This is a genomic window from Stenotrophomonas sp. YJH_SMC_79, from assembly GCF_059367995.1.
Window position 1 is genome coordinate 143,204 of the sequence record NZ_JCAFRK010000002.1, and the last position, 26,665, is coordinate 169,868.

Genomic DNA, 26,665 nt, shown 5'->3' on the forward strand with positions numbered 1-26,665 from the left:
TTTCCCCCCTATTGAGCGCTCCATGAAAAAGATGCCTCGCTGGCTTGCCGTGTTTGCGGCCCTGTTGCTGCCCTTTGCTGCCGTCGCGCAGCAGAAGGGGCTGGATATCGACATCATCGGCGGCAATGCCTCCGCGTTGCCGATCACCATCGTGCCGATGCCCTACCAGGGTTCGGCGGCTGCACCGCAGACCGACGTCGCTGGCGTGGTCCGTGCCGACCTGGAGCGTTCGGGCCAGTTCCGCACGCTGCCCGAAGCGCAGATTGTCGAGAAGCCGGTGCGCGGCGGTGACATCCAGTTCGCCACCTGGCGTGCGCTGAAGCAGAACTACATCGTGGTCGGCCGCGTGCTCGACGCCGGTGCTGGCGCCTACCGCGTCGAGTACGAACTGTTCGACGTGCCCAAGGGCGAGCGCCTGCTGGGCCTGGCGATGACCGCCCGTGGCAACGCCATGCGCGACGTTGCCCACCAGATGGCCGACGCCATCTACGAGAAGATCACCGGTGTGCGCGGCGCCTTCTGGACCCGCATCGCCTACGTGACCGCCAGCGGCAAGGGCGACGCCATGCGCTATGCGCTGATGGTGGCCGACTCCGACGGCTACAACCCGCAGACCATCGTGCGTTCGGCCGAGCCGCTGCTGTCGCCGTCGTGGAGCCCGGATGGCAGCAAGCTGGCCTACGTCAGCTTCGAGCGTGGCAATTCGGCCATCTACATCCAGAACATCGGCACCGGCGCGCGTGAGCTGGTCACCAGCTTCCGCGGCATCAACAGCGCCCCGGCGTTTTCGCCGGACGGCCGCAAGCTGGCCCTGACCCTGTCGCGTTCGGGCAACCCGGAAATCTACGTGATGGACCTGGGCAGCAAGCAGCTGACCCAGCTGACCAACCACTTCGCCATCGATACCGAGCCGACCTGGGCGCCGGACGGCAGCGCGGTGTACTTCACCTCCGACCGTGGCGGCCGTCCGCAGGTCTACAAGGTCGGCGCGGGCGGCGGCAGCGCCGAGCGCGTGACCTTCCAGGGCAACTACAATGCCAAGCCCTCGGTGTCCTACGACGGCAAGAAGATCGCCGTCGCCCAGGGTTCGGGCAACAGCTACAAGATCGCGATGATGGACAGCTCGCTGGGTTCGCCGCGCTGGAGCACGCTGTCCCCGGGTTCGCTGGATGAATCGCCGAGCTTTGCGCCCAACGCAAGCATGGTGTTGTACGCCGCCCGCGAAGGTGGCCGTGGTGTGTTGTATGCCGTCTCGGCCGATGCGCGGGTTCGCCAGCGCCTGGTCCTGGCCGATGGTGATGTGCGCGAACCGGCATGGTCCCCATACCGTACCCAGCGCTAAAAGAGTGTTAATATTTTCGTTGTCTTGAACCCCTCATCGGCCTAGGAGCCACAAAGGTATCGCCATGAACAAGTCCACCCGCGTTCTGCTTGTTTCCCTGCTGTCTGTGGCCGTCCTGGCCGGTTGCTCGAAGAAGGTGAAGGAAGAGCCGGCAGCCCCGGTCGACACCGGCACCTCGACCACCACCCCGACCGGTCCGTCGACCTCGGGCCTGTACGGCCCGGGCGACCTGGACACCGACGCCTGCCTGCGCCAGCGCGTTGTCTACTTCGACCTGGACAAGGAAGACGTGAAGCCGGAATTCCAGGCCATCATGGCTTGCCACGCCAAGTACCTGCGTGACCGTCCGTCCTCGCGCATCACCCTGCAGGGCCACACCGACGAGCGCGGTTCGCGCGCGTACAACCAGGCCCTGGGCGAGCGTCGTGGCAACGGCGTCAACTCGGCCCTGCAGGCCAACGGTGGCTCGGCTTCGCAGCTGACGGTCGTGTCCTACGGTGAAGAGCGTCCGGTCTGCACCGAGTCGAACGAGTCCTGCTGGTCGCAGAACCGTCGCGTCGAAATCGTCTACACCGCGCAGTAATCCATGCGCATTGGCATCAAACTGATGCTGGTCGTTGCGGCAGCCCTCGTGGCTGCCGCACCGGCGCATGCACAGCGACAGAGCCTGGCTGACCGTGTCGGCGCGCTCGAGCAGCAGATGTACAACAACAGTGCCAACCAGGACCTGTTGAACCAGATCAACCAGCTGCGGCAGCAGGTCACCAGCCTGCAGGCCTCGATCGAGCAGTTGCAGCACGACAACGCCCAGCTCAAGCAGTCCGCCCAGGACCAGTACCTGGATCTGGACAGCCGCCTGAACCGGTTGGAAGGGGGCAATGCCGCCCCAGCCCTGCCGCCCGTTCCGGCGAGCGCGCCGAAGGCCGCACCGGCCCCGGCAAAACCCGCAGCGGCGGCCACTTCCGAGCGGCCGCCTTCGGTCCATGGTGATGCCGGCAGCCTTGCCGCCACCGGCGACGAGCGCACCTCCTACAACGTTGCCTTCGATTCGCTGAAGGCCGGCAAGTACGATGATTCGGCGCAGCTGTTCCTGAGCTTCCTGCAGCTGTATCCGAACGGCGTCTACGCGCCGAACGCGCTGTACTGGCTGGGCGAGAGCTACTACGCCACCCGCAATTTCCCGATGGCCGAGACCCAGTTCCGTGAACTGCTCGCGCGCTATCCGACCCACGACAAGGCCGCTGGCGGCCTGCTCAAGGTTGGCCTCTCGCAGTATGGCGAGGGCAAGGTCGACCAGGCCCAGCAGACGCTGGAGACCGTCGTGGCGCAGTACCCGGGCTCGGACGCCGCGCGCACCGCCCAGGACCGGCTGCAGTCCATCCGCCTGGGCAAGCAGATCCGCTGATCCGCTGACCGGGCTTACAATAGCTGCCCTGTAGAGCCGAGCCCATGCTCGGCTGCTTTCGTTTCCGGACCGGCAAACCCGTCCGGTTGCTGTTGTAGGGCCGTGCCATGCTCGGCTGCTTTCGTTACCGGCCACGGTAGCCCACCCGCCACGTGTCCCCCCAAGAAGTGCCCGCCATGACCGCCGTTACCCCGTCCAACGCCGTCGCCACCCCCAGCGACATCGTGCAGTCGCCGCTGCCGCGCCTGAAGATCACCGAGATCTTTACCTCGCTGCAGGGCGAAGCCGATACCGCCGGCTGGCCGACTGTGTTCGTGCGCCTGACCGGCTGCCCGCTGCGCTGCCAGTACTGCGATACGGCCTACGCTTTCCATGGCGGCACCTGGTGGGACATCGACGACATCGTGGCCGAGGTGCTGGCGCAGGGCGTGCGTCATGTCTGCGTGACCGGCGGCGAGCCGCTGGCGCAGAAGCGCTGCCTGGTGCTGCTGCAGAAGCTGTGCGATGCCGGCATGGACGTCTCGCTGGAGACCTCCGGCGCGCTGGACGTCAGCGCGGTGGACCCGCGCGTATCGCGCGTGGTCGACATCAAGACCCCGGGCTCGGCCGAAGTGGCGCGCAACCGCTGGGACAACCTGCCGCTGCTGACCGCCCGGGACCAGATCAAGTTCGTCATCTGCAGCCGCGAGGATTACGACTGGGCCAAGGCCCTGCTGGCCGAACACGAGCTGGTGAAGCGTTGCACCGTGTTCTTCTCGCCCAGCAAGGGCGAGATCACCGCGCGGCAGCTGGCAGACTGGATCGTCGAAGACCGGCTGCCGGTGCGCTTCCAGATGCAGTTGCATAAAATCCTGTGGAACGACGAGCCGGGCCGATGAGCCCAGGCAACGTTCCCTGATGTAACTCCGGCGCGGGACAGCGTGCTGGCTTTCCCCTCCCAACCGGATGTTTTACCCATGAAGAAGGCAGTCGTGCTTCTCTCCGGCGGCATGGATTCAGCCGCCGTCATCGCCATGGCCCAGGAACAGGGCTTCGCCGTGCATGCCCTGAGCGTGCGCTACGGCCAGCGCCACACCTCCGAACTGGATGCTGCCGCCCGCGTGGCCAAGGCCCAGGGCGTGGTCGCGCACAAGACCGTGGACGTGGACCTGCGCAGCATCGGCGGCTCGGCACTGACCGACGACATCGACGTGCCCGAGGCCGGTGGTGCCGGCATCCCGGTCACCTACGTGCCGGCGCGCAACACCATCATGCTGTCGCTGGCCCTGGGCTGGGCCGAAGTGCTCGGCGCCAACGACATCTTCTGCGGCGTCAACGCGGTGGACTACTCCGGCTACCCGGACTGCCGCCCCGAGTTCGTGGCCGCGTTCCAGGCGCTGGCCAACCTGGCCACCAAATCGGGCGTGGAAGGCGCGGGCATCAAGGTGCATGCCCCGCTGCAGTTCCTCAGCAAGGGCCAGATCGTCAGCGAAGGCGTGCGCCTGGGCGTGGATTTCGGCCTGACCGTGTCCTGCTACAACGCCGACGCCAACGGCGCCGCCTGCGGCCATTGTGATGCCTGCCGCCTGCGCGCACAGGGCTTCGCCGAGGCCGGCGTGGCCGACCCCACGCTGTACGCCTGATTGCACGGTAGAGCCGGCCGCTGGCCGGCTTCCCTGGTGGATGTGAACTTCCCTCGGTGGGTGCCAACCTTGGTTGGCACTGTGCGCCGGGCACGGCCCGGCGCTACCGCCGCTGCAACCACCCCGACGCTTCAATAAACGCCCGCACTGCAGCCGGATCTGTGTAATCCAATTCGATCATCCGCGCGATCCCCACCTTCTCATCGACCTGCTGCCGCATATATTCCTGCGCGATGCGATAGCCGGCGTAGTACCCCACATCACTCACCCCGAACGCGTTGCGGGCGCTGTTGTACAGCCAGTTGTCCAGATCCTCGCCGTCCATTTCAGCGACGAAACGCGCGCGGATCTCCACCTCATGCGCGGGCCCGTAGGTGTACAGCGGCAATGCCGGCCGACGCCCGCTCAACCGTTCGGCCACATACTCGGCCACACCCTCGCGTACCGCATACTGGGCCACGCTGCCGGTGGTCTCGCGCTGCTGCGTATGCACGTACTCGTGCAGGTTGTTCTGCGCGTTGTTCGCGCCGGGACGGCTGTCGTAGAAGATCCGCAGGCGCTCGCGCATCTTCTCCGGCAGCTCGCTCACGTCCACGCGCTCATCGCCCAGCGCCATCTCCGCGCCGATCAGCACCTTGTCCCCCAGCGTGGTACCACCGGTACGCAGCACGCCCACCGCGTAGGTGATGGTGGCCGGGCGCAGGGCTGGGTAGAGCGCACGGAACGCAACCAGATCGCGCTCCAGCGAGGCACTGGCCAGCTGCGCGTTGGCGGTGAGCGGGCGTACCGAGGTCCAGAAGCGCGGCCACGCGTTCATGGCCTCGGCGTATTCGCGGGCGGTGTAGTTGCGCACCTGCATCAGCGCATGCAGACCGGGGCTGCCTGGATCGATGTAGCGCTCCTGCACCAGTGCGACCTGGCGTTCAACGTCGGGCTCGGCGCGCACCGCGTCATAGGTGGCCCAGAAGCGGGCAATGTCGTCGGTGACGACCTGGGATGGGGTGGCCAGGGCCGTACAGGGCAGCAGCAGGGCGGCAATGAGGCAGAAGGGCAGGCGCATCCGCGGCTCCGGGTAGGAATCACAGCTGGGATGCGTCGGAGGCCCAGAAGGTTTAAGAGGGCTCACCAGATCGGGTAGTGCCGGCCGCTGGCCGGCAACCTCGACGCACCAGGGTTTCACCCGGCCCGGCAAAGTAGGGTAGAATGCCCACCCCGCCGAAAGGCTGGGGCAGTGCAATGGGCCGTTAGCTCAGTCGGTAGAGCAGAAGACTTTTAATCTTTTGGTCGAAGGTTCGAATCCTTCACGGCCCACCATTGCATCCAATGACCCAGGTCATTCAGAAAGGCACCGTCAAGCGGTGCCTTTTTTGTTGCTTGCGCCAACCCCTACTTGGCCTTGGCACCCTGCGCTCGCGCCGCCTCGCGCTCCGCCGCTGCCTGTGCGGCAGAGGCTGCGGCGTTGGCGGCCCGCTCGGCCGCGGCACGATCCGCATCGAACCGCGCCTGCCGCTGGACGCTGTAGGTGCGCTCCAGTTCCAGCGAGGCAAGGAAACTGTCGGGGTGCTTCGCGGCACAGGCCTGCTGCACAAGCTGCACAGCGCGATCGGACAGGCCAGGCTGAATGTTGCTGAGCAGGCAATCGGCGTACGGTACGGATGCAGCGGGGCCAGCAGCCAGCGCGGCAACGATCACGACATTCAACATGCAAACCTCCTTGTAGGTTTCGATGGGACTCGGGGTCGGTCCGGCCCCAGTATGGGCCGGTTCGTGGCACGGGTGTATCTACTCCGGCCGCACATCCCGGCACACCAGCTCCGCCAGGCTGCGGCAGGCGAAGAACAGCCCCTCGACCACGCCCTCATCCAGATGGCGTTCCGGTGTTGCCATCGATCGACAACGGTTGGCTGCGTGCAGCATTTCCGCCACGGTCAGCATGCCGATGGCGGCCCGTTCCACCCGCGACAGGGCAACCCCGCGCCCTGCGGAAAGGCTGGTTTCAGGCCAGGGCAAGTCATCGGCGCCTTCGCCTGCGCGGATGCGTCTGAGGCAGCCCAGGAAGCTGCTCAGTTCGGGCGAAGGGTTGTCGTCGTCATCGTTGACGCTGGCGGAATCTGAAGCATAGGACGGACGCTGGTTCATGTCGGCTTCCTCGGCGCTGGGGTGGGAATGCCACCGCGTAGGACGGGTGGCAGGCGATGCGTGGCTGCAAGCCGGGATGACAGTAAGCAGTTAACCGGCGGGTCCGAAAACCCCCACGCACCGCCCGCCATGAAGGCCGACGGATCACCCGCCGGCACGGTCCAGGGACAGTGTCGGCGGGTGAGCGCAAACAACATGCTTACAGTCATCACGGGCTTGCAGGCCCGGTGCCACCCGTTGTCGGTGGCGCTGCATGGTGTTTACGCACGCGCTTGGATTTCAATGAGGATTCTCCGAAGAGAAATGCAGTACCCAGGCGCGCGACGATGGTGGCGCAGGCACATCTGATGCAGCAAGCGACAGCGCGCGACGTGTTCATGCTTGCGCCGGGCCTATCGCGGTGGAAAATGTCGAGAACAGCTGGTGGCGGCGACGATGCCGTGATGTATCACGTGGAAAGTTGGCGTGATTTTCGCCTGCAGTGGTGGCACGACCAGCGAGTCATGCCCTCAAATGTCGGTGCATTTGCGACGACCGAGGTGTTGGCGTCCGCGCCTGGATGAGGTGTTGTAGAGCCGAGCCATGCTCGGCTGCGGTTCGCGCCAATGCCGAGCCGAGCGTGGGCTCGGCTCTACAGTGGTCCATCCACGCATGGCGTGGATCTACGCATCTGGCAGGGGTGTTGAGCGTGCCGAAGCCGCCAATGCCTGCGGCAGGGCGGTATCCTCGGTCTCTTTCCCAGGATGGGTTTTCCCCATGCGCCTCATCATGCTGTCGCTGTTGTTGTCCGCCATCTCCGCCGGACCCTCGATGGCGGCCGAACCGGTGCCGTCCGCGCAGACAACGCCGGCCACGCCGCTGGTCATCGGCGAGACCTTCACCATCGAGTCGAAGGCGCTGGGCGAGACCCGCCGCATCAATGTCTACCGCCCGCAGCCGTGGGGCCTGGACCCGAAGGCGCCGCTGCCGGTGCTCTACATGCCCGACGGTGGCATCGGCGAGGATTTCCTGCATGTGGCGGGGCTGGTGCAGGTGCTGAGCGGCAATGGCAGCATGCGTCCGTTCCTGCTGGTCGGCATCGAGAACACCGAGCGCCGCCGCGACATGACCGGCCCCAGCAAGGATCCGCAGGACCAGAAGATCGCGCCGCGTATCGGTGGTTCGGCGGCCTACCGCACGTTTCTGCGCGATGAACTGATGCCGCAGGTACGCCAGCGCTACCCGATCACCGACGAGCGCGCGCTGATCGGCGAATCGTTGGCCGGCCTGTTCGTGGTCGAGACGCTGCTGCAGGAGCCGTCGCTGTTCAACAGCTACATCGCGCTGGACCCCAGCCTGTGGTGGAACCGGGGCACGATGCTGGCCGGTGCCGCCAAGCAGCTGCCGGCGTTGACGCATGCGCAGCCGCGCGTGTTCCTGGCCAGTAGCGGTCAGCCGGAACTGGCCAAATCCACGGCACAGCTGGCTACGCTGCTGGAACAGGCGTCGCCGTCGCCGCTGGTGAAGTACCTGCCGCTGCCGGAGGAAACCCACGCCACGATCTACCACCCGGCCGCGTTGCAGGCGCTGCGCACGCTGTTCCCGGCACCGCCGCCGGCCTCGCCCTGACCGCACTGGCAGCGGGTTGCGCAGCATGCAAGGATGCGGCAGCGGCGCCATCTGGTGCGCCGCCCGCAACGGGAGCGTGTAGATGCAGCGTGTGCGTGGATGGAGTGTGGCGGCCTGCCTGGCCGTGAGTGGCTGTGCGATGTCGGTGGCACCGCCGGCAGCGCAGAGTGAAGCGAAGGAAAGTGCGGCCGCCGCCACGCCGGGCGTGGTACTGCCGGATACCGAGGCATTGCGCGTGCACGATCCAATCGGCCGTGATTATCCGGTCTGGGTGGCGTTGCCGGCCGACTACGCCGCGCATCCGGAAAAGCACTACCCGGTGCTGTACGTGACCGATGCGCTTTACAGCTTCCCGCTGGTGCGCAGCGTGCGCAACATGGTGGGGCAGAAGGGCGTCAACCTGGAGGATTTCATCCTGGTCGGGCTGCCGCCGCAGGAGGGCCTGACCTCCAAGCAGAGCCGCTCGCGCGATTACACGCCCAGCGACCCGGCGCGTACCGATCCGCGTGACTACAGTGATGACGTCAGCTATGGCGGTGCGGCGCACTACCGCGATTTCCTCGCCGAGCAGGTGCTGCCGATGATCGACGCGCGCTATCGCACCGATCCGGCGCGGCGCGCCTATGCGGGTCATTCCTACGGAGGCCTGTTCGGCGCCTATGTGCTGACCACGCGCCCGGACATGTTCCGCACCTACATCCTGTCCAGCCCGTCGCTGTGGTTCGACAACCATCTTGTGCCGCGCCTGCAGGCCGAGGCAACGACGCCCGCGCAGCCGACCACGGTGGTGCTGTCAGTCGGCAGCTTCGAGACGGTCAAGCCCGAACCGCGCTATTTCACCCGCAACGACATGCTGCGCCACAACGCCGAATTCGCCGAGCAGCTGCGCGGCAGCGGGCGATCGTTGAAGGTGGAGAACATGGTGATCGATGACGAGGACCACTTCACCGTGTATCCGGACATGATCACCCGCGCGCTGTTGAAGGTGTTCCCGGGTACCGGACCGTACAGCAGCGGTTGATGGCGGGCGGCATCCACGCATGGCGTGATGGCGGCGGGTGATGGTTGGCTGCATCCACGCATGGCGTGGATCTACTGCTTCAATCCACGTATGGCGTGATGCAGGCGGGTCATCGTCGGCTGGATCCACGCCGACGAGAGGCGGAATCGGTAGATCCACGCCATGCGTGGATCAATGCCTCACGCCGCCTGTGCGTCCGGTCCGGTCAACACGCCCACATCGGCATGCCGGAAGCACAGCCGGATGGCATCGAGCAGCTCGCTCATGTTGTAGGGCTTGGGCAGGAAATGGATGCCATCGCGCAGCTGCGGCAGCACCTGGTGCTGGTCCATGCCCGACGTCACCAGGATCGGCAGCTGGGGATACAGGCCGCGGACCCGGTTGGCGGCTTCAATGCCGCTGATCGGGCCCAGATTGACGTCGGTGAACAGCAGATCGAAACGCTCGCCAGCGGCGAGCAGGCCCAGCGCTGCTTCGGCGGAGCTCACGCCCACTACGTGGCAGGCCTGGCTTTCCAGCGCAAGACGGCTCAGCTCGCGGGTTTCCTCGGCGTCCTCGATCAGAAGGACGCAGGGTTCGACGTGGCGCTTGGACAACAACATGACGCTACAGCTCCGGAAAGCAGCAATGAAAAGGCGCGCAAGTATGCGCAAGCCGGGGGTGATCCCGGCGTGCACGCCAGGCTAAGTGGGCGTTACAGCCGATGCTGGCGCCGGCGGCGCACCTGCCAGGCCAGCACCGCCACTGCCAGCAGCGCGGTGCCGATGCGCAGGCTGGTGGCCTGCCAGCCGAGCGCGACGGCGTCATCGAGGCTGAACACATTCCACGCCAGGTTCATCGAGATGTGCAGGGACAGACCGCACCACAGGGTGTCGCCATCCAGATGGTCCAGCCAGGCGAAGATGAAGCCGCCCAGGGCGATCACCGCGCCGACGAACAGGGCAGTGCCACCGCCGTCGAAGCCGCCGAAACCCAGCCAGTGCACCCAGCCGAACAGCAGCGCCTGCGGCAGTGCGAGCCATGGCCAGGGGCCGCGCACGATCTTCACCAGCAGGATGAAACCCAGGCCGCGGAACAGTACTTCCTCGGCCAGTGGGAACAGCACGGTGAGCATCGTCGCATCCAGGGCGGTCAGTGCAGTGTTGCGCGTGCCGAGCAGCGCCAGGCCCAGCCAGCACGGCAGGCTGGCCAGCAGCACCCACCCCGGGCCGCTCCAGCCGTTGCCGCGCAGCCCGAGACTGGCCATCAGGCCTGTGCCGCGGGGATGCAGCAGCGCGGCCAGCAGCAGCGCCATCAGCACGGCCAGCGCGTTGTCGAGCAGGCTGCCGCCATAGGGGATGGGCAGCGCAGGAATCGGCGCACCGACGGACGCGGCGATATCGCGCAGGTTCAGGCCAAGTCCAACGCCCAGCAGCACCAGCAACAGGCGCGCCGGGTTGGGCAGGCGGGACAGCATGGTCATGCGCGCACTCCCTGCGGGACAAGGCCGCAGTGTCGGGCCGGCCGCTTCCGCCGGCACGCGCCGGAAGTCCCTGTGCCATCGGTCATGCGTTGCCGCACAGTCATCACCGGGCAGGTACAGTCGACGCCAGACTGACAGGAGTAATGCCGATGCTGTGCCCCGTATGCAAGACCCAGACCCTGCAGATGGCCGAGCGCCACGGCATCGAGATCGATTACTGCCCGGGCTGCCGCGGCGTGTGGCTGGATCGTGGTGAGCTGGACAAGATCATCGAGCGCGCCGGTGCTGGTGCTGCGGTACCAGCGCCGGCCCCGGTGCAGTCGCAGCCGGCCGCCGCGCCCCCGCCGGTGATGCATCGCGATACCCGCCACCTTGGCCAGCGCTACGAGGACAACCGCGGCCAGCAGTACGGCCATGGGTACAAGAAAAAGAAGAAGGACAGCTTCCTGTCGGAACTGTTCGATTTCTGACTTGTAGCGTCCAGCCACGCTCGACTGGATGTTGCAGGCCATGGTCGAGCATGGCTCGACGCTACAGGGATGCGGTCACGGTCGGCGCAGGATGAACTCGCGGTCGTGGGTGTCGCCGACGATGAAGTCGTACTCGCCGACCTTGCTGCAGCCATAGCGCGCGTAGAAGCGCTGCGCGCCGAAGTTCTCTTCCCACACGCCCACCCACAGGGTGCGGTGGTGCGGGTGGTCCAGCCACTCCATGAACGCCTGGATCAGGCGCGCGCCATGACCGCCATTCTGGTAGTCGGCCAGGATGTAGAAGCGCTTCAGTTCGATGTCGCCTTCGCGGGCCTCGGCATGCGGCAGGGTGTTGGCACCGGCGGCCAGGTAGCCGACCACGTTGTCGCCGTCCATCAGCAGCCAGATCGCACTGCGCGGATCGGACAGCTCGGCGCGCTGCGGTTCGCTGCTGTAGTGCGCCTGCAGGAAATCCTGCAGCTCCTGCGCCGGGTACGAGTCGCCCCAGGTTTCGTTGTAGGTGGTGATGGCGATGGCCGACAGTGCGTCGACATCGGCGAGGGTGGCGCGGCGGATCTGCAACGACATGGCGGGGCCTGCAATGGAACGGGCCGCAGTGTAGCCGGCCCCGGCGGTTGCCGGGGCTGGCGGTTGCTCACAATCCGCTGATCAGAACCACATGCGGACGCCGGCGACCCAACGCGTGTCGCGCGCGTGGTCACCGGCATAGTCGGCGGTGTCGCCGAAACTGCGTTCGTGGCTGATGCCGATGTACGGCGCGAAGCGGCGGCTGAACTCATAGCGCAGTCGCAGCCCGGCTTCGACCTTGTTCAGGCCGCGGCCGATGCCGTACGCCGGTTCATCCTTGGCGGCCACCGTGGCTTCCAGCAGCGGCTGCAGGATCAAACGGTTGGTCAGCAGCACGTCGTACTCGACCTCGGCCTTGGCCAGTACCTGGCCGCCGGAACCCATATACAGCGTGGCCGAGCTCTCGAACTTGTACGGTGCCAGTCCCTGGATGCCGACGGCCGCCCACGTGCGCGAGTCCGCCGGCCGGAAGTCCTGGCGCACGCCGACCAGCACATCCCACCACGGCGACACGCTGCGGCCATACAGTGCTTCCAGCGACGATGACTCGGTGCGGCCGCGGCTGCGTTCGCCATCGGTGCGCAGCCACAGGCGGTTGATGTTGCCACCGATCCAGCCAGTGGCTTCCCAGGCCTGGCCGTTGCTGGTCTTGCCGTCCCAATGCTCAAGCCGGTCGATCAGCAGCAGGCTGTTGATCTCCGGCGCGTGTTCCATCGCACCGTGCGCGATGGGCGGGAACGCTGCGGCGCGATCCGCATCGGTGGGCACCGGGATCGGTTCGAGGGGTTCGGTCGGTGCGGGTGTACCGTGACCCATTGCCGCATGATCCATCCTGGAGTGATCCATCCTGGAATGGTCCATCGCCGCTGGCTGCGTTGTGCCATGGTCCATCTTCGAGTGGTCCATGCCGGCGTGGTCTGCCGCGTCCATGTCCATCTTCGAATGATCCATCTTCGAATGATCGACCGGTTCGGCCGGGGTTTTCGCGGACTTCGTGGCCTTCGCGGGCGGATCCATCGCGCCCATGTCATGCCCGGCGTGCGACTGCGCGAACACCGGCAATGCGGCGGCCAGGCCCAGCGCCAGCAGGCTGGGGGAAAGGAGTGAGCGGCTCATTCTTCGATCCTCACTTCGCGCATCATGCCCGCTTCCATGTGGTACAGCAGATGGCAGTGGTAGGCCCAGCGGCCGAGGGCATCGGCGCGCACGCGATAGCTGCGGCGCGTGCCGGGCGGCATGTCGATGGTGTGCTTGCGCAGCTGGAATTCGCTCTGCGCGTTTTCCAGATCGCTCCACACGCCGTGCAGGTGGATCGGGTGCTGCATCATGGTGTCGTTGACCAGCACGATGCGCATGCGCTCGCCGTAGTTCAGCCGCAGCGGTTCGGCGCTGGCAAACGGAATGCCATCGAACGACCAGGAGAACTTCTCCATGTGGCCGGTCAGGTGCAGTTCGATCTCACGGCCGGGCTCGCGGCCATCCGGGTCCTCGAACAGGCTGCGCATCGCACCGTAGGTCAGCACCTGGCGGCCGTTGTCACGCAGGCCGATGCCGGGGTCGTCCAGCTTCGGTTCGGTGGCCGAGCTCTGCATGTCCACCAGTGGGTTGTTGCGCTCGCTGGCCGGATGCTTCGGTGCCTTGCTGGCGGTATCGCCGCCGGCGGGCGCGCCGTGGCCCATGCTGGCGCCACAGCCGCCTTCCATGCCCTTCATCGCGGCCATGTCGTGACCGCCGTGGCCACCACCGCCCATGTCGTGGCCCGACATGCCGTGGCCCATGTCGGCCATGGTCAGCAGCACGCGTGGGTCGCGCTGGGGAATCGGCGCCTGCAAGCCATGACGTACGGCCAGTGTGCCCGCGGCGTAGCCGGTGCGGCCCATGTCCTGGCAGAAGATCGTGAAGGCGTCCTGGCCGGTGGGTTCCACCAGCACGTCGTAGGTTTCGGCGGGAGCGATGCGGAATTCGTCGATGCTGACCGGGTGGATGTACTGGCCGTCAGCGGCGACCACGGTCATCTTCAAACCGGGGATGCGCACGTCGAAGTAGGTCATCGACCCGCCATTGATGAAGCGCAGCAGCACTTTTTCGCCACTGCGGAACAGGCCGGTCCAGTTGCCGGCCGGGGCGGTGCCGTTCATCAGGTAGGTATAGGTGTTTGCGTTGACGTCGGACAGGTCGGTCGGCGTCATCCGCATCCGACCCCACATGCCGCGGTCGGACAGCGCCGCCGACCAGCCGTCGCGCTTCGCGTCGCGCAGGAAGTCCGGCAGCGTACGCATGTAGTAGTTGTCGTAGGCCGCCAGCTTCTTCATGCGCCGGAACAGCGCGCCGGGATCCATGTCGGTCCAGTCGGACAGCATGATCACGTGCTCGCGGTCGTGGTGGTACGGCGCCGGTTCGGCCGGGTCGATGATCAGCGCGCCGTACAGGCCGGCCTGCTCCTGGAACATCGAGTGGCTGTGGTACCAGTAGGTGCCCGACTGCTTCAGCTGGAAGTGGTAGTGGTAGGTCTCGCCGGGGCCGATGCCGTTGAAGCTCAGGCCGGGCACGCCGTCCATGTTGGCCGGCAGCAGGATGCCGTGCCAGTGGATCGAGGTCGGATGGCGTTCCAGCGTGTTGCGCACGAACAGGTCCACGGTCTGGCCTTCGCGCCAGCGCAGGATCGGGGCCGGCAGCGAGCCGTTGACGGTGATTGCCGGGCGGGTGCGGCCGGTGAAATTGGCCAGCGATTCGCCGATGGCCAGTTCGACGCGGGTTTCGGTGAGGACGGTGGGGGCGCCGGCCAGCCGTGGGGCGGCAGTGGCGGCGGCGAGCGCGCGCTGCGGCACGCCGACGGCAGCGATGCCGGCGACCACGCCACCGGCGGCAAGACCCTGTACGAACAGGCGTCGCGACGGCATGGGCACAGCGCCCGGACCGGGGGGATTGCGGGTATTCATGGTGGAGACTCCAGACACGGAAAGACGCCGGCAGGCCGCCGGCTTCGGTGCGCAGGGCGCACAGTGCGTGGGGAATCAGCCGATGGGAGGGCGTGAGATGGGCGGCAGCGGCGGCGACGGGCGGCCGGTGGCCGGCATCGGCTGTGGTGCCAGCGACAACGCCGGGCCCGCCAGGTACGGCAACGGCTGCACCACCAGCAGCGGGTGCTGGGCGCAACTGCGCACGCAGTCCTTGATCTGGCAGTGGGCGTCGTGGGCCGGGGCCTTGGCCTGCGGGGCCTCGTCGGCCTGCATGGCGGCGTGGTGGTGGCAGTCGGCATCGCCGCCTCCAACCGTGGCGGCCATGGCATGGGCCATCCGCCCCATTTCCTCGTGACCGCTGGCCATGGCCGCGTTCAGCCCGTTGAGCAACAGGCTGAGCATGAGCACGACACGGAGCAGGGTCGAGGCCAGGGACATGGCGCTAATCTAGCCGCAAGCGGGCGTGGATGCACTTCCGGCTGAATGGCCGGTTCAAGGTTGGAGCACGACCAGGGTAGCGCCGGACCACGCCCGGCGAGCGCGAAGCGCGGCCAATCAGCGGGTCGCCGGACACGGCCAGGCGCTACCCCTCTTCGCGCACGATCTCGACCAGGCGCGGGCCGTAGCGGCTCAGCTTGGTGCCACCGATGCCGCCGACCCGGGCCAGTTCGTCCAGGCTGGTCGGGCGCTGCTCGGCGATGTTGCGCAGGGTACTGTCGTGGAAGATCACGAAGGCAGGCACGTTCTGTTCGCGCGCCAGTTCGGCACGCAGGCCGCGCAGGGCATTGAACAGGGCCAGGTCCTGCGGCAGCACCGACAGGCCGGTGCGCTGCGCGCTGCGTTCGCGTCCGCTGGTGCTGCTGGCCGGGTCGCGGCGCATGCTGATCTGGCGGCGGCCGGTCAGCACGTCGCGGCTGGCATCGGTCAGGCGCAGGCCACCGTGGCCCTCGCTGTCCACTTCCAGCAGGCTGGCGGCGACCAGCTGGCGGAACACGCTGCGCCAGGTGCGCGCATCCAGATCGCGGCCGATGGCGTAGGTGCTGAGCTTGTCGTGGCCCTGCTGCTTCACCTTCTCGTTCTCGCTGCCGCGCAGGACGTCGATCAGGTGGCCGACGCCGAAGCGCTGGCCGCTGCGGTAAACGCAGCTCAGCGCCTTCTGCGCCGGAATGGTCGCGTCCCACGAGGCCGGCGGTGTCAGGCAGTTGTCGCAGTTGCCGCAGGGCTGGGGATAGGTCTCGCCGAAACCGGCCAGCAGCACCTGGCGGCGGCACTGCATGGATTCGCAGTAGCCCAGCAGGTGATCGAGCTTGCCCCGCTCCAGCTGCTTGCGTTCTTCGCCGGCCTCGGATTGTTCGATCATCTGCTTGAGCAGGACCACGTCGCCCAGGCCGTAGCACAGCCATGCCTCGGCGGCCTCGCCATCGCGACCGGCGCGGCCGGTTTCCTGGTAGTAGCCTTCCATCGACTTGGGCAGGTCGGTATGCGCCACGAAGCGCACGTCCGGCTTGTCGATGCCCATGCCGAAGGCGATGGTGGCGCACATCACGATGCCGTCCTCGCGCAGGAAGCGGCGCTGATTGTTCGCGCGCACGTCCGGCGGCAGGCCGGCGTGGTAGGGCAGGGCATTGAACCCCTGGCCGCACAGGAATTCGGCGGTCTCCTCGACCTTGCGCCGTGACATGCAGTAGACGATGCCGGCCTCGCCACGGTGGCCGCGCAGGAAATCGGTCAGCTGCTTGCGGGCGTTGTCCTTCTGCACCACGGTGTAGCGGATGTTGGGACGGTCGAAAGAGCTGACGAAGTGGCGCGCTTCCTGCAGATCGAGACGCTCGGCGATCTCGCGCTGGGTCGGTGGGTCGGCGGTCGCGGTCAGCGCGATCCGCGGGATCTGCGGCCAACGCTCATGCAGCACGGTCAGCTGGCGGTATTCGGGGCGGAAGTCATGGCCCCACTGCGACACGCAGTGTGCTTCGTCGATGGCGAACAGGGCGATCCGGCTGCGCGACAACAGCGACAGGAAGCGACCGGTCAGCAGCCGCTCGGGAGCGACATAGAGCATGTCCAGCTCACCGGCGAGCAGTTCGCGCTCGACGCGGCCGGCGGTCTCGGCATCCAGGGTTGAATTCAGGTACTCGGCACGCACGCCGAGCTGGCGCAGGGCTTCGACCTGGTCCTGCATCAGCGCGATCAGCGGCGAGATGACGATGCCACATCCGTCACGCAGCAGGGCCGGGACCTGGTAGCACAGCGACTTGCCGCCGCCGGTGGGCATCAGCACCAGGGCATCGTGACCGGCAGCCACATGCTCCACGATGTCCTGCTGCGGACCACGGAAATCGTCGTAACCAAAGACGCGTTGGAGCAGGTCGTGCGCGGGACGGGAAGCCATCCGGTTAGTTTACCCCGGCGGGGGAGTCGGCAGGGCTGCGCCCTGCACCCGCCGAATCAACGGCAACGTCAACGTCAAAAGCGGGCTATCCGTGGGTTGGCGGGGCGGTGTCGGAGTGCGGGGACGCCGTGAACCCGTCCTTGGGGGCTTGGCAGCCGCATCCATGCGGCTGACACCCCGCACTCCGACACCGCCCCGCCTTCGACAGTTGGCCGGCGGCTCGTAGATCCACGCCATGCGTGGATGAAATCTGTCAGATATCGACAAACAAAATGGGGTCGGATCCGTTTTCGGCAGGAAAACGGATCCGACCCCCAGCTCTGGCCCGCCAACCCACAGGAAACCAGCTCTTGCTCCTGCTCTGGCAGTTGCTGTTGCTTCGGCCTCTGCGGGTGCAGGGCGCAGCCCTGCCGAACACCCCCACCCCTTACTGCAGCAGGGAGCGCAGCATCCAGGCGTACTTCTCGTGCGTCTGCAGACGCTGGGTCATCAGATCCTCGGTCGGAGCGTCGTCACCCTTGGCCGCCACCTCCAGCACTTCACGTGCCGTACGGCAGACCGCTTCGTTGGCGACCACCAACTGGCGTACCATTTCACGCCAGTCCGCACTGTCGGTCAGGCCCGGTTCCTCGGCGATCGAGGTCAGCGCAGCGAACTCCCGGTAGGAGCCCGGGGCATTGAAGCCCAGCGCGCGGATGCGCTCGGCCACGTCGTCCAGTGCCGCCCACTGCTCGGTGTACTGCGTCTCGAACATGGTGTGCAGCGAGTTGAACATCGACCCGGTCACGTTCCAGTGGAAGTTGTGCGTCTTCAGGTAGAGCGTGAACGCATCGGCCTGGAAGCGCGACAGACCGTCGGCGATCTTCTTGCGGTCGCCCTGGGTGATCCCGATATCGATGTTCGGTGCCGACGGTGCCGCCGCTGCAAGCTTCTGCTTGCCGGTCTTGGCCTTGGTCGTGCTCTTGGTCTTCGCCATGGGGTTCCTCCTTGTGGAATCGTTGGCCTTCACAATAAACCGGTCGTGATGACTGGTCGCTTTCAAAGTTTTGAACGAACCGATTGATGAACTCTATCGATAAAAATCCATCGCCCCGCCTGCGCCAACAGCGCGCCGCCATCGACGGCGCCATGAGCCGCGACCGGGGCCGTTTGCTGGGGATGCTCTCGCGTTGCCAGGCCAAGCCACAGGATGCGGCGCTGGCCGCCACCTTCGAGCAGGCCTTGCAGGCGTCGGTGCAGCGCCGGCAGGTGCGGGCGCAACAGCAGCCGTCCATTACTCTGGACCCGCAGCTGCCGATTGCGCGTGAAGCCGACGCCATCATCGGGCTGATCCGCGACCATCAGGTGGTGGTGATTGCCGGTGAAACCGGCTCGGGCAAGACCACCCAGCTGCCGAAACTGTGCCTGGCCGCAGGCCGTGGCCAGGCCGGCATGATCGGCTGCACCCAACCGCGACGGATTGCCGCACGTGCGGTGGCCAGCCGCGTGGCGCAGGAACTGCAGAGCGAACTGGGCCAGCTGGTGGGCTACCAGGTGCGCTTCAACGACAAGGTCAGCGACGACAGCCGCATCAAGTTCATGACCGACGGCATCCTGCTGGCGGAAATCGCCAGTGACCGCTGGCTGTCGAACTACGACACGATCATCGTCGACGAGGCGCACGAACGCAGCCTCAACATCGATTTCCTGCTGGGCTACCTGAAGCAGCTGCTGCGCAAGCGCCCGGACCTGAAGCTGATCGTCACCTCGGCCACCATCGATACCGAACGCTTCGCCCAGCATTTCGACAATGCGCCGGTGATCAGCGTCGAAGGCCGTACCTACCCGGTGGAAGTGCGCTACCGCGCGCTGGAAGGCGAGGGCGAAGACCAGGGCGAACGCACCGTCAACGATGCCATCGTGTCGGCCATCGACGAGATCACCCGCCTGGATTCACGTGGCGACGTGCTGATCTTCCTGCCGGGCGAACGCGAGATCCGCGATGCGCACCAGTCGCTGGAACGGCGCAAGTACCGCAACACCGAGGTGCTGCCGCTGTACGCGCGCCTGTCCAACCAGGACCAGGACCGGGTATTCAATCCCGGACCGAACCGGCGCATCGTGCTGGCCACCAACGTGGCGGAAACCTCGCTGACGGTGCCGCGCATCCGTTACGTGGTCGATCCGGGCTTCGCCCGCGTCAAGCGCTACAGCCCGCGCAACAAGCTGGACCGCCTGCACATCGAGCCGATCTCGCAGGCCAGCGCCAACCAGCGCAAGGGCCGCTGCGGTCGTATCGCCGAGGGCATCTGCTACCGCCTGTACGCCGAAGCCGATTTCCAGGCGCGGCCGGAGTTCACCGATCCGGAGATCCGCCGCTCCAGCCTGGCCGGGGTGATCCTGCGCATGCTGCAGCTGGGCCTGGGCCGCATCGAGGAATTCCCGTTCCTGGAAGCCCCGGACGAGCGTGCGGTGGCCGATGGCTGGCAGCAACTGACCGAACTGGGCGCGATCGACGCCGAACGGCGCATGACGACCATCGGCAAGCAGATGGCCCGCCTGCCGGTGGACGTGAAGCTGGCGCGCATGCTGGTGGCCGCGCAGGCCGCCGGCTGCCTGCGGCCGATGCTGGTGATCGCCTCGTTCCTGGGCATCCAGGACCCACGCGAACGCCCGCCCGAAGCGCGTGGTGCGGCCGACAGCGCGCATGCGCAGTTTGCCGATGGGCGTTCGGAATTCGTCGGCGTGCTGCGCCTGTGGGATGGCTACCGGCAGGCCCATGAAGACCTGACCCAGTCCAAGCTGCGCGACTGGTGCGGCCGCCACTTCCTCGGTTTCCTGCGCATGCGCGAGTGGCGTGAGCTGCACCGGCAGCTGCGGTTGCTGTGCGAAGAACTGGGCTGGAAGGAAGAGGCTGTCGATGCGTCGATGGCACCCTTGCTGGCCGGCAGCAGTGCGCCGGCCCCGGCGCGTGATGACGCAGCCGCGGTAAAGGCTACCCGCGGCCAGCTGCACCGCGCTGCACGCCTGGCCCGCGAAGGCAAAGCGGAGGCTGCACCCGCACCGGTGGCGGTGCGCGCGCAGAAGGAACAGGCGCCCGCCGGTGGCGGCTTCAGCGAACGTGCACGCGCTGCCGCCTACCAGACCCTGCACCGGGCGCTGGTGGCGGGCCTGCCGACGCAGATCGGCCACCGCACCGAGAAGGGCGATTTCCAGGCACCACGCCAGCGCCGCTTCCTGCCGTTCCCGGGTTCGGCGCTGTCCAAGCGGCCGCCGCCGTGGTTGCTGGTGGCCAACCTGCTGGACACGCAGAAGGTGTGGGGCATGACCCTGGCCGCCATCGAGCCGGACTGGGTGATCGCCGAGCTGCCGCACCTGCTGCTGCGCAAGCACTTCGACCCGCACTGGTCGCGCGCGCAGGGACAGGTGCTGGCGTCCGAGCAGATCAGCCTGTTCGGCCTGGTGCTGGCACCGAAGAAGCCGGTGCACTACGGCCGCATCGAGCCCGTTGAAGCGCACGACATCTTCGTGCGCCAGGCGCTGGTGACCGGCGAGATCAACACCCGCGCCAGCTTCGTGGCCGACAACCAGAAGGTGCTGGACCTGGCCCGCGAGGAAGAGGCCAAGCTGCGCCGTGCCGGCATCGTTGCCGACGAAGACTGGCAGGCACGCTGGTACCTTGACCGGGTGCCGCCGCAGATCCATTCGGCCGCGGGCCTGGATACCTGGTGGAAGGGACTGGCGCCGGAACAGCGCAAGACCCTGCACTGGTCGCTGGCAGACCTGCTGCCCGGCGAGGGCAGCGAGCAGGAGCGCTACCCGAAGTACCTGGCGCTGGGCCAGGCGCGCTTGCCGCTGCACTACCGCTTCGAGCCGGGCGCCGACGATGACGGCGTGACTCTGGATGTGCCGCTGCACCTGCTCAATGCACTGGACCCGGTGCAGCTGGGCTGGCTGGCACCTGGCTTCGTCGCCGACAAGGCGTCGGCGCTGATCCGCAGCCTGCCCAAGGCAATGCGCCGCAACTACGTGCCGGCCCCGGATTTCGGACGCGCGTTCTTCGAGGCGTTCCCGCAGCCCAGCGCCGATGCCATCACTGGCGAGCTGGCGCGTTTCCTGTCACGCGCAACCGGCGCCACGGTGACCGCGCTCGATTTCGAGCCGGGTTCGATCGAACCGCACCTGCACATGAACCTGCGCCTGCGCGACGAACAGGGCAAGGTGCTGGCCACTTCGCGCGATCTGGAAGCGCTGCGCGCGAAATTTGGTGGCCGTGCCGGCGATGCCTTCGCAGCGCGTGCCGGGCGCGAAATGGCGGCTGACGGCCTGCGCACGTTCCCGGCCACGCCGATTCCGCTGCAGGTACCCGGTGAAGCCGGCGTTCCGGCCTATCCGGCGCTGCTGGACGAGGGCGACAGCGTGGCGCTGCGCATCTTCGCCGATCGGCAGCAGGCACAGGAGGCACACCCGCTGGGCGTGCGCCGGCTGCTGGAGATTGCCCTGGCCGAGAAGGTCAAGCAGGCGCGCAAGCAGTTGCCGGTGGGCGCCAAGACCGGCCTGCTGTATGCCGCGATCGAATCGCAGGAACGCCTGCGTGGAGACCTGGTGGATGCGGCGATGAACGCGGTGCTGGCCGAAGGCCTGGAAGACATCCGCGATGCGGCAGCCTTCGAGCAACGCCGCGAGCATGCGGCCAAGACCCTGTTCGGCGAGGCGATGTCGCGGCTGAAACTGGCCGAGTCCATCCTGGCGCTGGTGGCGGAACTGAAGCCGATGCTGGAGGCGCCGTTGATGGGCTGGGCGCGCGGCAACCTGGACGACATGGAAGCGCAGCTGGCCGGGCTGATCCACCCCGGCTTCCTGCGCGATACGCCGGCCGATGCCCTTGCCCAGTACCCGCGTTACCTGAAGGCGATGATCCTGCGCACCGAGCGCGCCAAGCGTGATCCGCCGCGTGATCAGGCGCGCATGCTGGAACTGCACCCATTCCTGGAAGCGCTGGAGGTGGGCGAGCAGCAGGGCCTGCGCGATCGCCCGCAATGGCAGGCGCTGCGCTGGGATCTGGAAGAGCTGCGGGTGTCGCTGTTCGCGCAGGAGCTGGGCGCGCGCACCGGCATCTCCGCGAAGAAGCTGGCGCAGCGGGTGAGCGCATTGCGCCAGGCCTCGTAACCCCCGGCCCGACCCCGCCGGACAATGACCGGCGGGGTGCGGTGGAATGTCATCCACGCGTGGCGTGGATCTATTACTTGGAGCGGCGCACCTTGGGCTGGCTGTTCACGCCGTCCACCTTCATGTACCACACGCCCATCACGCCAGGCTTGATGCTGACCTTGGGCGATTGCTTGCGCACACCGACCACGCTGGTGCTGTCGGTCTGCTCCCATTCCTGGCCGTTGTCCAGCACGTAGACACGGCCCTTGCCGAAGCCACGGAACTCGCCCTGCAGTACGCCGGTAATCGGCTCGCTGCTGCCGAAATCGAAGAACCCGCGGTTCTTCACGATCACTTCCTGGCGGCCCTGTTCGCGGGCTTCTTCGCGCACCGCCGCTACCGCCTGGGTCGTCGCTGCTTCGACCTTGCCCTGCAGCCAGCGGTTGAGCGTGGCCAGTTCCTGCGCGCTCAGCTTGTCCAGGCCGGCCGCCTTGAACTCGGTCGGCGACATCTGCTGCTGCAGGTCACCGTCCACCACGCGCTGGGCCAGCGCAGGTGCCGACAGGGACAGCAGCAGTGCGGCGCAGGCCAGCAGCCGTGGGCGGAAACGCGGGGCGATCGAGGGCATGGCGGAACTCTCCTGGGTTTGCCCGCGAGTGTAGCGGCATGTCTTCATGCCGGGTGATGGTGGCCGCGGTGATTGTCCCTGAACGGCGCCGGCGCTAGTGTAGGAACCTCTGTCTTGCCTGCTCGATGCTGTGAACCGCGCTTCTGTCCCCGGCCTGGATGCCTTGTTGAACCGTCCCTCCGCAGCGGTGCTGCCCGCTCCGCTGCGCCAGGCCCTGCGCGAGCACTGGGAAGCACCGGACTGCGACCACCAGATGCGCGCCAGCTGGTCGGTGCTGGGCGATACCCTCGATGCGTTGTCGATGCTCTCGGCCGACGAAGGCGCGGTGGTCGCCGCGCTGTTGTTCGACCTTCCCGGCCTGCGCGCCAGCCTGGACCAGCTGCCGCTGGGCAACCACAAGGCGGCGGTGATCGGCCTGCTCGACGGCCAGGACGCCGCCGATCCGGTCTGGGCGCTGCATGCTGGCCGGGAGGCCGGGCGCAACAGCGAGGGCCTGCGCCGCCTGCTGCTGGCGATCATCCGCGACCTGCGCGTGGTGCCGATCCTGCTGGCCCGGCAGCTTGCGAAAATGCGCGCTGCCGACAAGCTGGACGACGAACAGCGCCGGGCGCTGGCACAGCTGACCCGCGACATCCACGCGCCGCTGGCCAACCGGTTGGGCATCTGGCAGCTGAAGTGGGAGCTGGAGGATCTGGCGTTCCGCCACCTGGAGCCGGAAACCTATCGCCGCATCGCGCGTGAAGTGGACGAAACCCGCGTGGCGCGCGAGCGTTACGTGCAGAACGTGAAGAAGCAGCTGTCGCGCGAGCTGGCCGCACAGGGCATCCATGCCGAAGTAAGTGGCCGCCCCAAGCACATCTACAGCATCTGGCGGAAGATGCAGAAGAAGCGGCTGGCGTTCGACCAGCTGTACGACATCCGCGCGGTGCGGGTGATGGTCGACGACGTGGCCGCCTGCTACGCCGCGCTGGGTGTGGTACATGCGCTGTGGGCGCCGGTGCCGAGCGAGTTCGACGATTACATCGCACGCCCGAAGGCCAACGACTACCGTTCGCTGCACACCGCCGTGGTCGGCCCGGAAGGGCGCACGATCGAAGTGCAGATCCGCACCCACGAGATGCATTCGCAGGCCGAGCTGGGCGTGGCCGCGCACTGGAAGTACAAGGAAGGCGGCAAGGGCGCGGAAAAGTCGTTCGATCGCAAGATCACCTGGATGCGCCAGCTGCTGGAGCAGGCACAGGACGGGCAGGGCAATGAGCTGGCCGGCGCACTCGACGCCGAGCTGACCGAGGACCGGGTCTATGCGCTCAGCCCGAAGGACGAGGTGCTGGACCTGCCACAGGGGGCCACGCCGCTTGATTTCGCCTACCAGGTACACACGATGGTGGGCCACCGCTGCCGTGGCGCCAAGGTCAATGGCCGCATCGTGCCGCTGACCTATCGCCTGCGCAGCGGCGATCGCGTCGAGATCCTCACCGGCAAGGAAGCCGACCCCCGCCGCGACTGGCTGATGCCGGCGCTGGGCTTCCTGGCCAGCAACCGCTCGCGCGAAAAGGTGCGCAGCTGGTTCCACAAGCTGGACCGCGCGCGCAACGTGCAGGCCGGGCGCGAACTGCTCGAGCGCGAGCTGAAGCGCCTGGGCCTGCAGCATTCGGATCTGGTGGTGGCGGCGAAGAAGTTCCACGCCGACAGCGTTGATGACCTCTACATCCAGGTGGCGCTGGGCGATACCGGCCCGAACCAGGTCAGCCGAACCCTGCTGGAAGCAGAACGCGCGGCCAGCCAGCCGGCCCCTGCGCCGACGCTTCCGCGCCCGACCGCCCGCCGCGAGAACCTGGGCAAGTCCAAGTTCACGGTGCAGGGCGTGGGCAACCTGCTGGTGCAGCTGGCGCGCTGCTGCCAGCCGGTGGCCGGCGAACCGATCGTCGGCTACCTCACCCGTAGCCGCGGTGTCACCGTGCACCGGGCAGACTGTGCCGCGCTGGCCCGGCTGGCGGCCACCAGCCCGCAGCGCATCCTGCCGGTGGAATGGGGCCAGGCCGGGGGCGGCTACGAGGTGGACGTGGTGGTCGATGCGGTCGACCGACGCTGGCTGCTGAAGGACATCACCAACCTGATCGCCCAGGAAGACGCCTACGTGCTGGACATCCACAGTGACAACGTGCGCAACAGTGGCCGTGCCCATCTGCGCCTGCGGCTGAAGGTCAGCGACTACGACCAGCTGTCGAACCTGCTGGGCAAGCTGGACGCGCTGCCGGGCGTGAGCGAGGCGCGTCGCCTCGGCTGAGCTTCACGCTGCCCCGGCTACCCTGCACGCATGGAACGCGAGCCCCCGCATCGCCCGCATGGCGCTGAACATCCTGCGCTGGATCGCGTCCGTCGCGAAGGCCGCTGGTGGTGGCTGCAGGCACGTCATGCGCGGCGGGTCTGGCGCTGGGCGCTGGTCGCGGCGCTGGCGGTGTTCGTGCTGCTGGTGCTGCTGCGCAAGCCGCTGGCCGACTGGTTCTGGGATGAGCCGCAGATCGAACAGCTGCTGGTCGAAGGTGATCGTGCGCTCGCCGCCGGCCGGCTGAGTGCGGCCGACGGCAGTGGTGCGCGGGAGCGCTACCAGGCGGTGCTGGCACTGGATGGTGATCGGCCGCAGGCCCGCCAGGGCCTTGCACGAACCGCAGCGGCGGCCCTGCAGCAGGCCCGCGACAAGCTGCAGCGCGACGATCTTGACGGCAGCGCGCAGTCACTGGCGCTGGCCCGCGAGCTGCAGGTGCCGCAGGGCGACGCCGACGCCGTGGCCCGGCAACTGCAGGCGCGGCGTAGCGACGGCGCCGGTATAGGCGCGTTGCTGGCCCAGGCCCGCAACGCGTTCGCGGCCGGCCGGCTGGACGATGGCGACAGCAGTGCGTTGCCGCTGTTCCAGCGCATCCTGGCACTGCAGCCGGACAACCTGCCTGCTCTGGAGGGGCGCGAGGACGCACTGAGCGATCTGCTGCAGCACGCGCGCACGCTGGCCGGACGCGGGGAACTGGCTGAATCCGCTGCGACGTTGCAGCGCGCGCGCCTGTTCGACGCAGGCCACGCCGATCTGCCCGCCAGCCAGGAGGCACTGGCACGGGCGGTCGACGAGCGCTTGCGGCAGGCACAGCGCGCACTGAAACGACAGCAGCTGGAAGGTGCCGCAAAGGGGTTCCTGGCCGTGCTGGCGGTGGCGCCGGATGATCCCACTGCCCAGCGGGGCCGTGAGCAGGTGCTGCAGGCGGTGCTGGCGCGAAGCCAGGTCCAGGCCGACGATTTCCAGTTCGAGGCGGCGCAGCGTGATGCCGTGCTGGCGGAAGCGCTGGGCGCTTCGCAGGCGGCACAACAGCAACTGGCGCAGCGCCTGCAGCGTGCACGGCAGGCCCGTGGGGCACTGCAGCAGCCCGCGGTGGGCAACGCGCAGCGTGAACGCGAGCTGCGCGATCACCTGCGCCGGATCGAACGCGCCGAGCGCGCAGGGCAATGGATCAGCCCGCCGGGGCACAGCGCATTCGATGCCCTGCGCGAAGCACAGGCGCTGGCACCGCGCGATGCACGGGTGAAGGCCGCTGCCGCGCGCCTGCTGCCAGCCAGTCGCAGTTGCTTCGACGACAACCTGCGGCAGAACCGGGTGCAGGCTGCAGGTGCCTGCCTGCAGGCCTGGCAGACGCTGGCCCCCACCGCGGGTGGCCTGCCTGCTGCCCGCCAGCGCCTCGCGCAGCGTTGGCTTGCGATCGGCAGCGAGCGATTGGGCAACGGTGATGTCGCCTTTGCTGAACGTGCGCTCCAGCAGGCGGGCGAGCTTGGCGTTGGCACTTCCAGCAGTGAGTACCAGCAGTTGCGGCAGCGGCTGCGTGACATCGGGGTGTCGTCGCCCTGAGCCCGCCGCTGC

The 26,665-nt window shown here is 67.4% G+C and carries 24 protein-coding genes and 1 tRNA gene; 13 read left to right on the top strand and 12 right to left on the bottom strand.

The window, feature by feature from the left end; translation table 11 throughout:
• Window positions 1-22 precede the first annotated feature (22 nt).
• The 5 genes from tolB (at window position 23) to queC (ending at window position 4,369) form a co-directional block, all read left to right on the top strand.
• Window positions 23-1,342, top strand: coding sequence for a Tol-Pal system beta propeller repeat protein TolB (gene tolB, locus AC5P57_RS07500; RefSeq protein WP_032128528.1), 1,320 nt, complete (start codon window positions 23-25; stop codon window positions 1,340-1,342).
• A gap of 64 nt (window positions 1,343-1,406) precedes the next feature.
• Complete coding sequence (gene pal / locus AC5P57_RS07505; protein ID WP_005410748.1) at window positions 1,407-1,925, top strand: peptidoglycan-associated lipoprotein Pal; 519 nt, start codon at window positions 1,407-1,409, stop codon at window positions 1,923-1,925.
• Between the two features lie 3 nt (window positions 1,926-1,928).
• Window positions 1,929-2,747 carry a tol-pal system protein YbgF gene (ybgF, locus tag AC5P57_RS07510; RefSeq protein ID WP_033832980.1) on the top strand — a complete coding sequence of 273 codons (819 nt, stop codon included), beginning with the start codon at window positions 1,929-1,931 and terminating at the stop codon, window positions 2,745-2,747.
• A gap of 176 nt (window positions 2,748-2,923) precedes the next feature.
• Complete coding sequence (queE, locus tag AC5P57_RS07515) at window positions 2,924-3,625, top strand: 7-carboxy-7-deazaguanine synthase QueE (protein WP_006438882.1); 702 nt, start codon at window positions 2,924-2,926, stop codon at window positions 3,623-3,625.
• A 78-nt stretch (window positions 3,626-3,703) separates the two neighbouring features.
• Complete coding sequence (gene queC / locus AC5P57_RS07520) at window positions 3,704-4,369, top strand: 7-cyano-7-deazaguanine synthase QueC (RefSeq protein ID WP_014038216.1); 666 nt, start codon at window positions 3,704-3,706, stop codon at window positions 4,367-4,369.
• A 103-nt stretch (window positions 4,370-4,472) separates the two neighbouring features.
• Here queC and AC5P57_RS07525 read toward each other — a convergent pair whose 3' ends face one another.
• Window positions 4,473-5,429, bottom strand: a complete 957-nt coding sequence (locus tag AC5P57_RS07525; protein ID WP_262234663.1) for a DUF2268 domain-containing protein — start codon at window positions 5,427-5,429, stop codon at window positions 4,473-4,475.
• Between the two features lie 178 nt (window positions 5,430-5,607).
• Here AC5P57_RS07525 and AC5P57_RS07530 point away from each other — a divergent pair.
• Window positions 5,608-5,683, top strand: a tRNA-Lys gene (locus AC5P57_RS07530).
• A gap of 72 nt (window positions 5,684-5,755) precedes the next feature.
• On the opposite strand, the gene AC5P57_RS07535 is transcribed toward AC5P57_RS07530, so the two are convergent.
• On the bottom strand, window positions 5,756-6,073 hold the full coding sequence (locus AC5P57_RS07535) for a hypothetical protein (RefSeq protein ID WP_099551970.1): 318 nt from the start codon (window positions 6,071-6,073) through the stop codon (window positions 5,756-5,758).
• A 78-nt stretch (window positions 6,074-6,151) separates the two neighbouring features.
• Entirely contained in the window at window positions 6,152-6,508 is a 357-nt protein-coding gene (locus AC5P57_RS07540) for a hypothetical protein (RefSeq protein ID WP_142806597.1), read from the bottom strand.
• Window positions 6,509-6,834: 326 nt separating this feature from the next.
• Between AC5P57_RS07540 and AC5P57_RS07545 the strand changes: the two genes are divergently transcribed.
• The 3 genes from AC5P57_RS07545 (at window position 6,835) to AC5P57_RS07555 (ending at window position 9,137) form a co-directional block, all read left to right on the top strand.
• Window positions 6,835-7,071 (top strand): hypothetical protein, encoded by a 237-nt coding sequence (locus AC5P57_RS07545; protein WP_262234666.1) that lies wholly within the window; start codon window positions 6,835-6,837, stop codon window positions 7,069-7,071.
• A gap of 193 nt (window positions 7,072-7,264) precedes the next feature.
• Window positions 7,265-8,116, top strand: coding sequence for an alpha/beta hydrolase (locus AC5P57_RS07550; RefSeq protein ID WP_262234669.1), 852 nt, complete (start codon window positions 7,265-7,267; stop codon window positions 8,114-8,116).
• Between the two features lie 82 nt (window positions 8,117-8,198).
• Window positions 8,199-9,137 (top strand): alpha/beta hydrolase, encoded by a 939-nt coding sequence (locus AC5P57_RS07555; protein ID WP_262234671.1) that lies wholly within the window; start codon window positions 8,199-8,201, stop codon window positions 9,135-9,137.
• A gap of 179 nt (window positions 9,138-9,316) precedes the next feature.
• Here the strand turns inward: AC5P57_RS07555 and AC5P57_RS07560 are convergent, their stop codons facing one another.
• Both AC5P57_RS07560 and AC5P57_RS07565 read right to left on the bottom strand, forming a co-directional pair.
• Entirely contained in the window at window positions 9,317-9,739 is a 423-nt protein-coding gene (locus AC5P57_RS07560; protein WP_142806594.1) for a response regulator, read from the bottom strand.
• Between the two features lie 92 nt (window positions 9,740-9,831).
• The gene (locus tag AC5P57_RS07565) at window positions 9,832-10,599 is read right to left on the bottom strand and encodes a CPBP family glutamic-type intramembrane protease (RefSeq protein ID WP_262234674.1); all 768 of its coding nucleotides are present in this window, start codon (window positions 10,597-10,599) and stop codon (window positions 9,832-9,834) included.
• Between the two features lie 149 nt (window positions 10,600-10,748).
• On the opposite strand from AC5P57_RS07565, the gene AC5P57_RS07570 reads away from it, so the two are divergent.
• Complete coding sequence (locus AC5P57_RS07570) at window positions 10,749-11,069, top strand: TFIIB-type zinc ribbon-containing protein (RefSeq protein WP_099551964.1); 321 nt, start codon at window positions 10,749-10,751, stop codon at window positions 11,067-11,069.
• A gap of 75 nt (window positions 11,070-11,144) precedes the next feature.
• On the opposite strand, the gene AC5P57_RS07575 is transcribed toward AC5P57_RS07570, so the two are convergent.
• The 6 genes from AC5P57_RS07575 to AC5P57_RS07600 all read right to left on the bottom strand — a co-directional run bounded on the left by AC5P57_RS07575 (window position 11,145) and on the right by AC5P57_RS07600 (window position 17,982).
• Window positions 11,145-11,657, bottom strand: coding sequence for a GNAT family N-acetyltransferase (locus AC5P57_RS07575; protein WP_099551963.1), 513 nt, complete (start codon window positions 11,655-11,657; stop codon window positions 11,145-11,147).
• 81 nt (window positions 11,658-11,738) lie between these two features.
• Window positions 11,739-12,773 (bottom strand): copper resistance protein B, encoded by a 1,035-nt coding sequence (locus AC5P57_RS07580; RefSeq protein WP_262234675.1) that lies wholly within the window; start codon window positions 12,771-12,773, stop codon window positions 11,739-11,741.
• On the bottom strand, window positions 12,770-14,596 hold the full coding sequence (locus AC5P57_RS07585) for a copper resistance system multicopper oxidase (RefSeq protein WP_262234676.1): 1,827 nt from the start codon (window positions 14,594-14,596) through the stop codon (window positions 12,770-12,772). The genes AC5P57_RS07580 and AC5P57_RS07585 overlap by 4 nt, the downstream gene beginning before the upstream one ends.
• 75 nt (window positions 14,597-14,671) lie before the next feature.
• The gene (locus AC5P57_RS07590) at window positions 14,672-15,055 is read right to left on the bottom strand and encodes a CopL family metal-binding regulatory protein (protein WP_099551960.1); all 384 of its coding nucleotides are present in this window, start codon (window positions 15,053-15,055) and stop codon (window positions 14,672-14,674) included.
• 145 nt (window positions 15,056-15,200) lie between these two features.
• Window positions 15,201-17,006 carry a DNA helicase RecQ gene (gene recQ / locus AC5P57_RS07595; RefSeq protein WP_099551959.1) on the bottom strand — a complete coding sequence of 602 codons (1,806 nt, stop codon included), beginning with the start codon at window positions 17,004-17,006 and terminating at the stop codon, window positions 15,201-15,203.
• A gap of 427 nt (window positions 17,007-17,433) precedes the next feature.
• A complete protein-coding gene (locus AC5P57_RS07600; RefSeq protein ID WP_005410730.1) occupies window positions 17,434-17,982 on the bottom strand; it encodes a Dps family protein in 549 nt (182 codons plus the stop codon).
• Window positions 17,983-18,068: 86 nt separating this feature from the next.
• Between AC5P57_RS07600 and hrpA the strand changes: the two genes are divergently transcribed.
• Window positions 18,069-22,154, top strand: coding sequence for an ATP-dependent RNA helicase HrpA (hrpA, locus tag AC5P57_RS07605; protein WP_262234677.1), 4,086 nt, complete (start codon window positions 18,069-18,071; stop codon window positions 22,152-22,154).
• Between the two features lie 73 nt (window positions 22,155-22,227).
• Here hrpA and AC5P57_RS07610 read toward each other — a convergent pair whose 3' ends face one another.
• Window positions 22,228-22,764 (bottom strand): hypothetical protein, encoded by a 537-nt coding sequence (locus AC5P57_RS07610; protein ID WP_099551957.1) that lies wholly within the window; start codon window positions 22,762-22,764, stop codon window positions 22,228-22,230.
• A 130-nt stretch (window positions 22,765-22,894) separates the two neighbouring features.
• Between AC5P57_RS07610 and AC5P57_RS07615 the strand changes: the two genes are divergently transcribed.
• Window positions 22,895-25,051: a bifunctional (p)ppGpp synthetase/guanosine-3',5'-bis(diphosphate) 3'-pyrophosphohydrolase gene (locus tag AC5P57_RS07615; RefSeq protein ID WP_099551956.1), complete on the top strand. Its 2,157-nt coding sequence runs from the start codon at window positions 22,895-22,897 to the stop codon at window positions 25,049-25,051.
• Between the two features lie 30 nt (window positions 25,052-25,081).
• The gene (locus AC5P57_RS07620; RefSeq protein ID WP_262234679.1) at window positions 25,082-26,653 is read left to right on the top strand and encodes a hypothetical protein; all 1,572 of its coding nucleotides are present in this window, start codon (window positions 25,082-25,084) and stop codon (window positions 26,651-26,653) included.
• Window positions 26,654-26,665 lie beyond the last annotated feature (12 nt).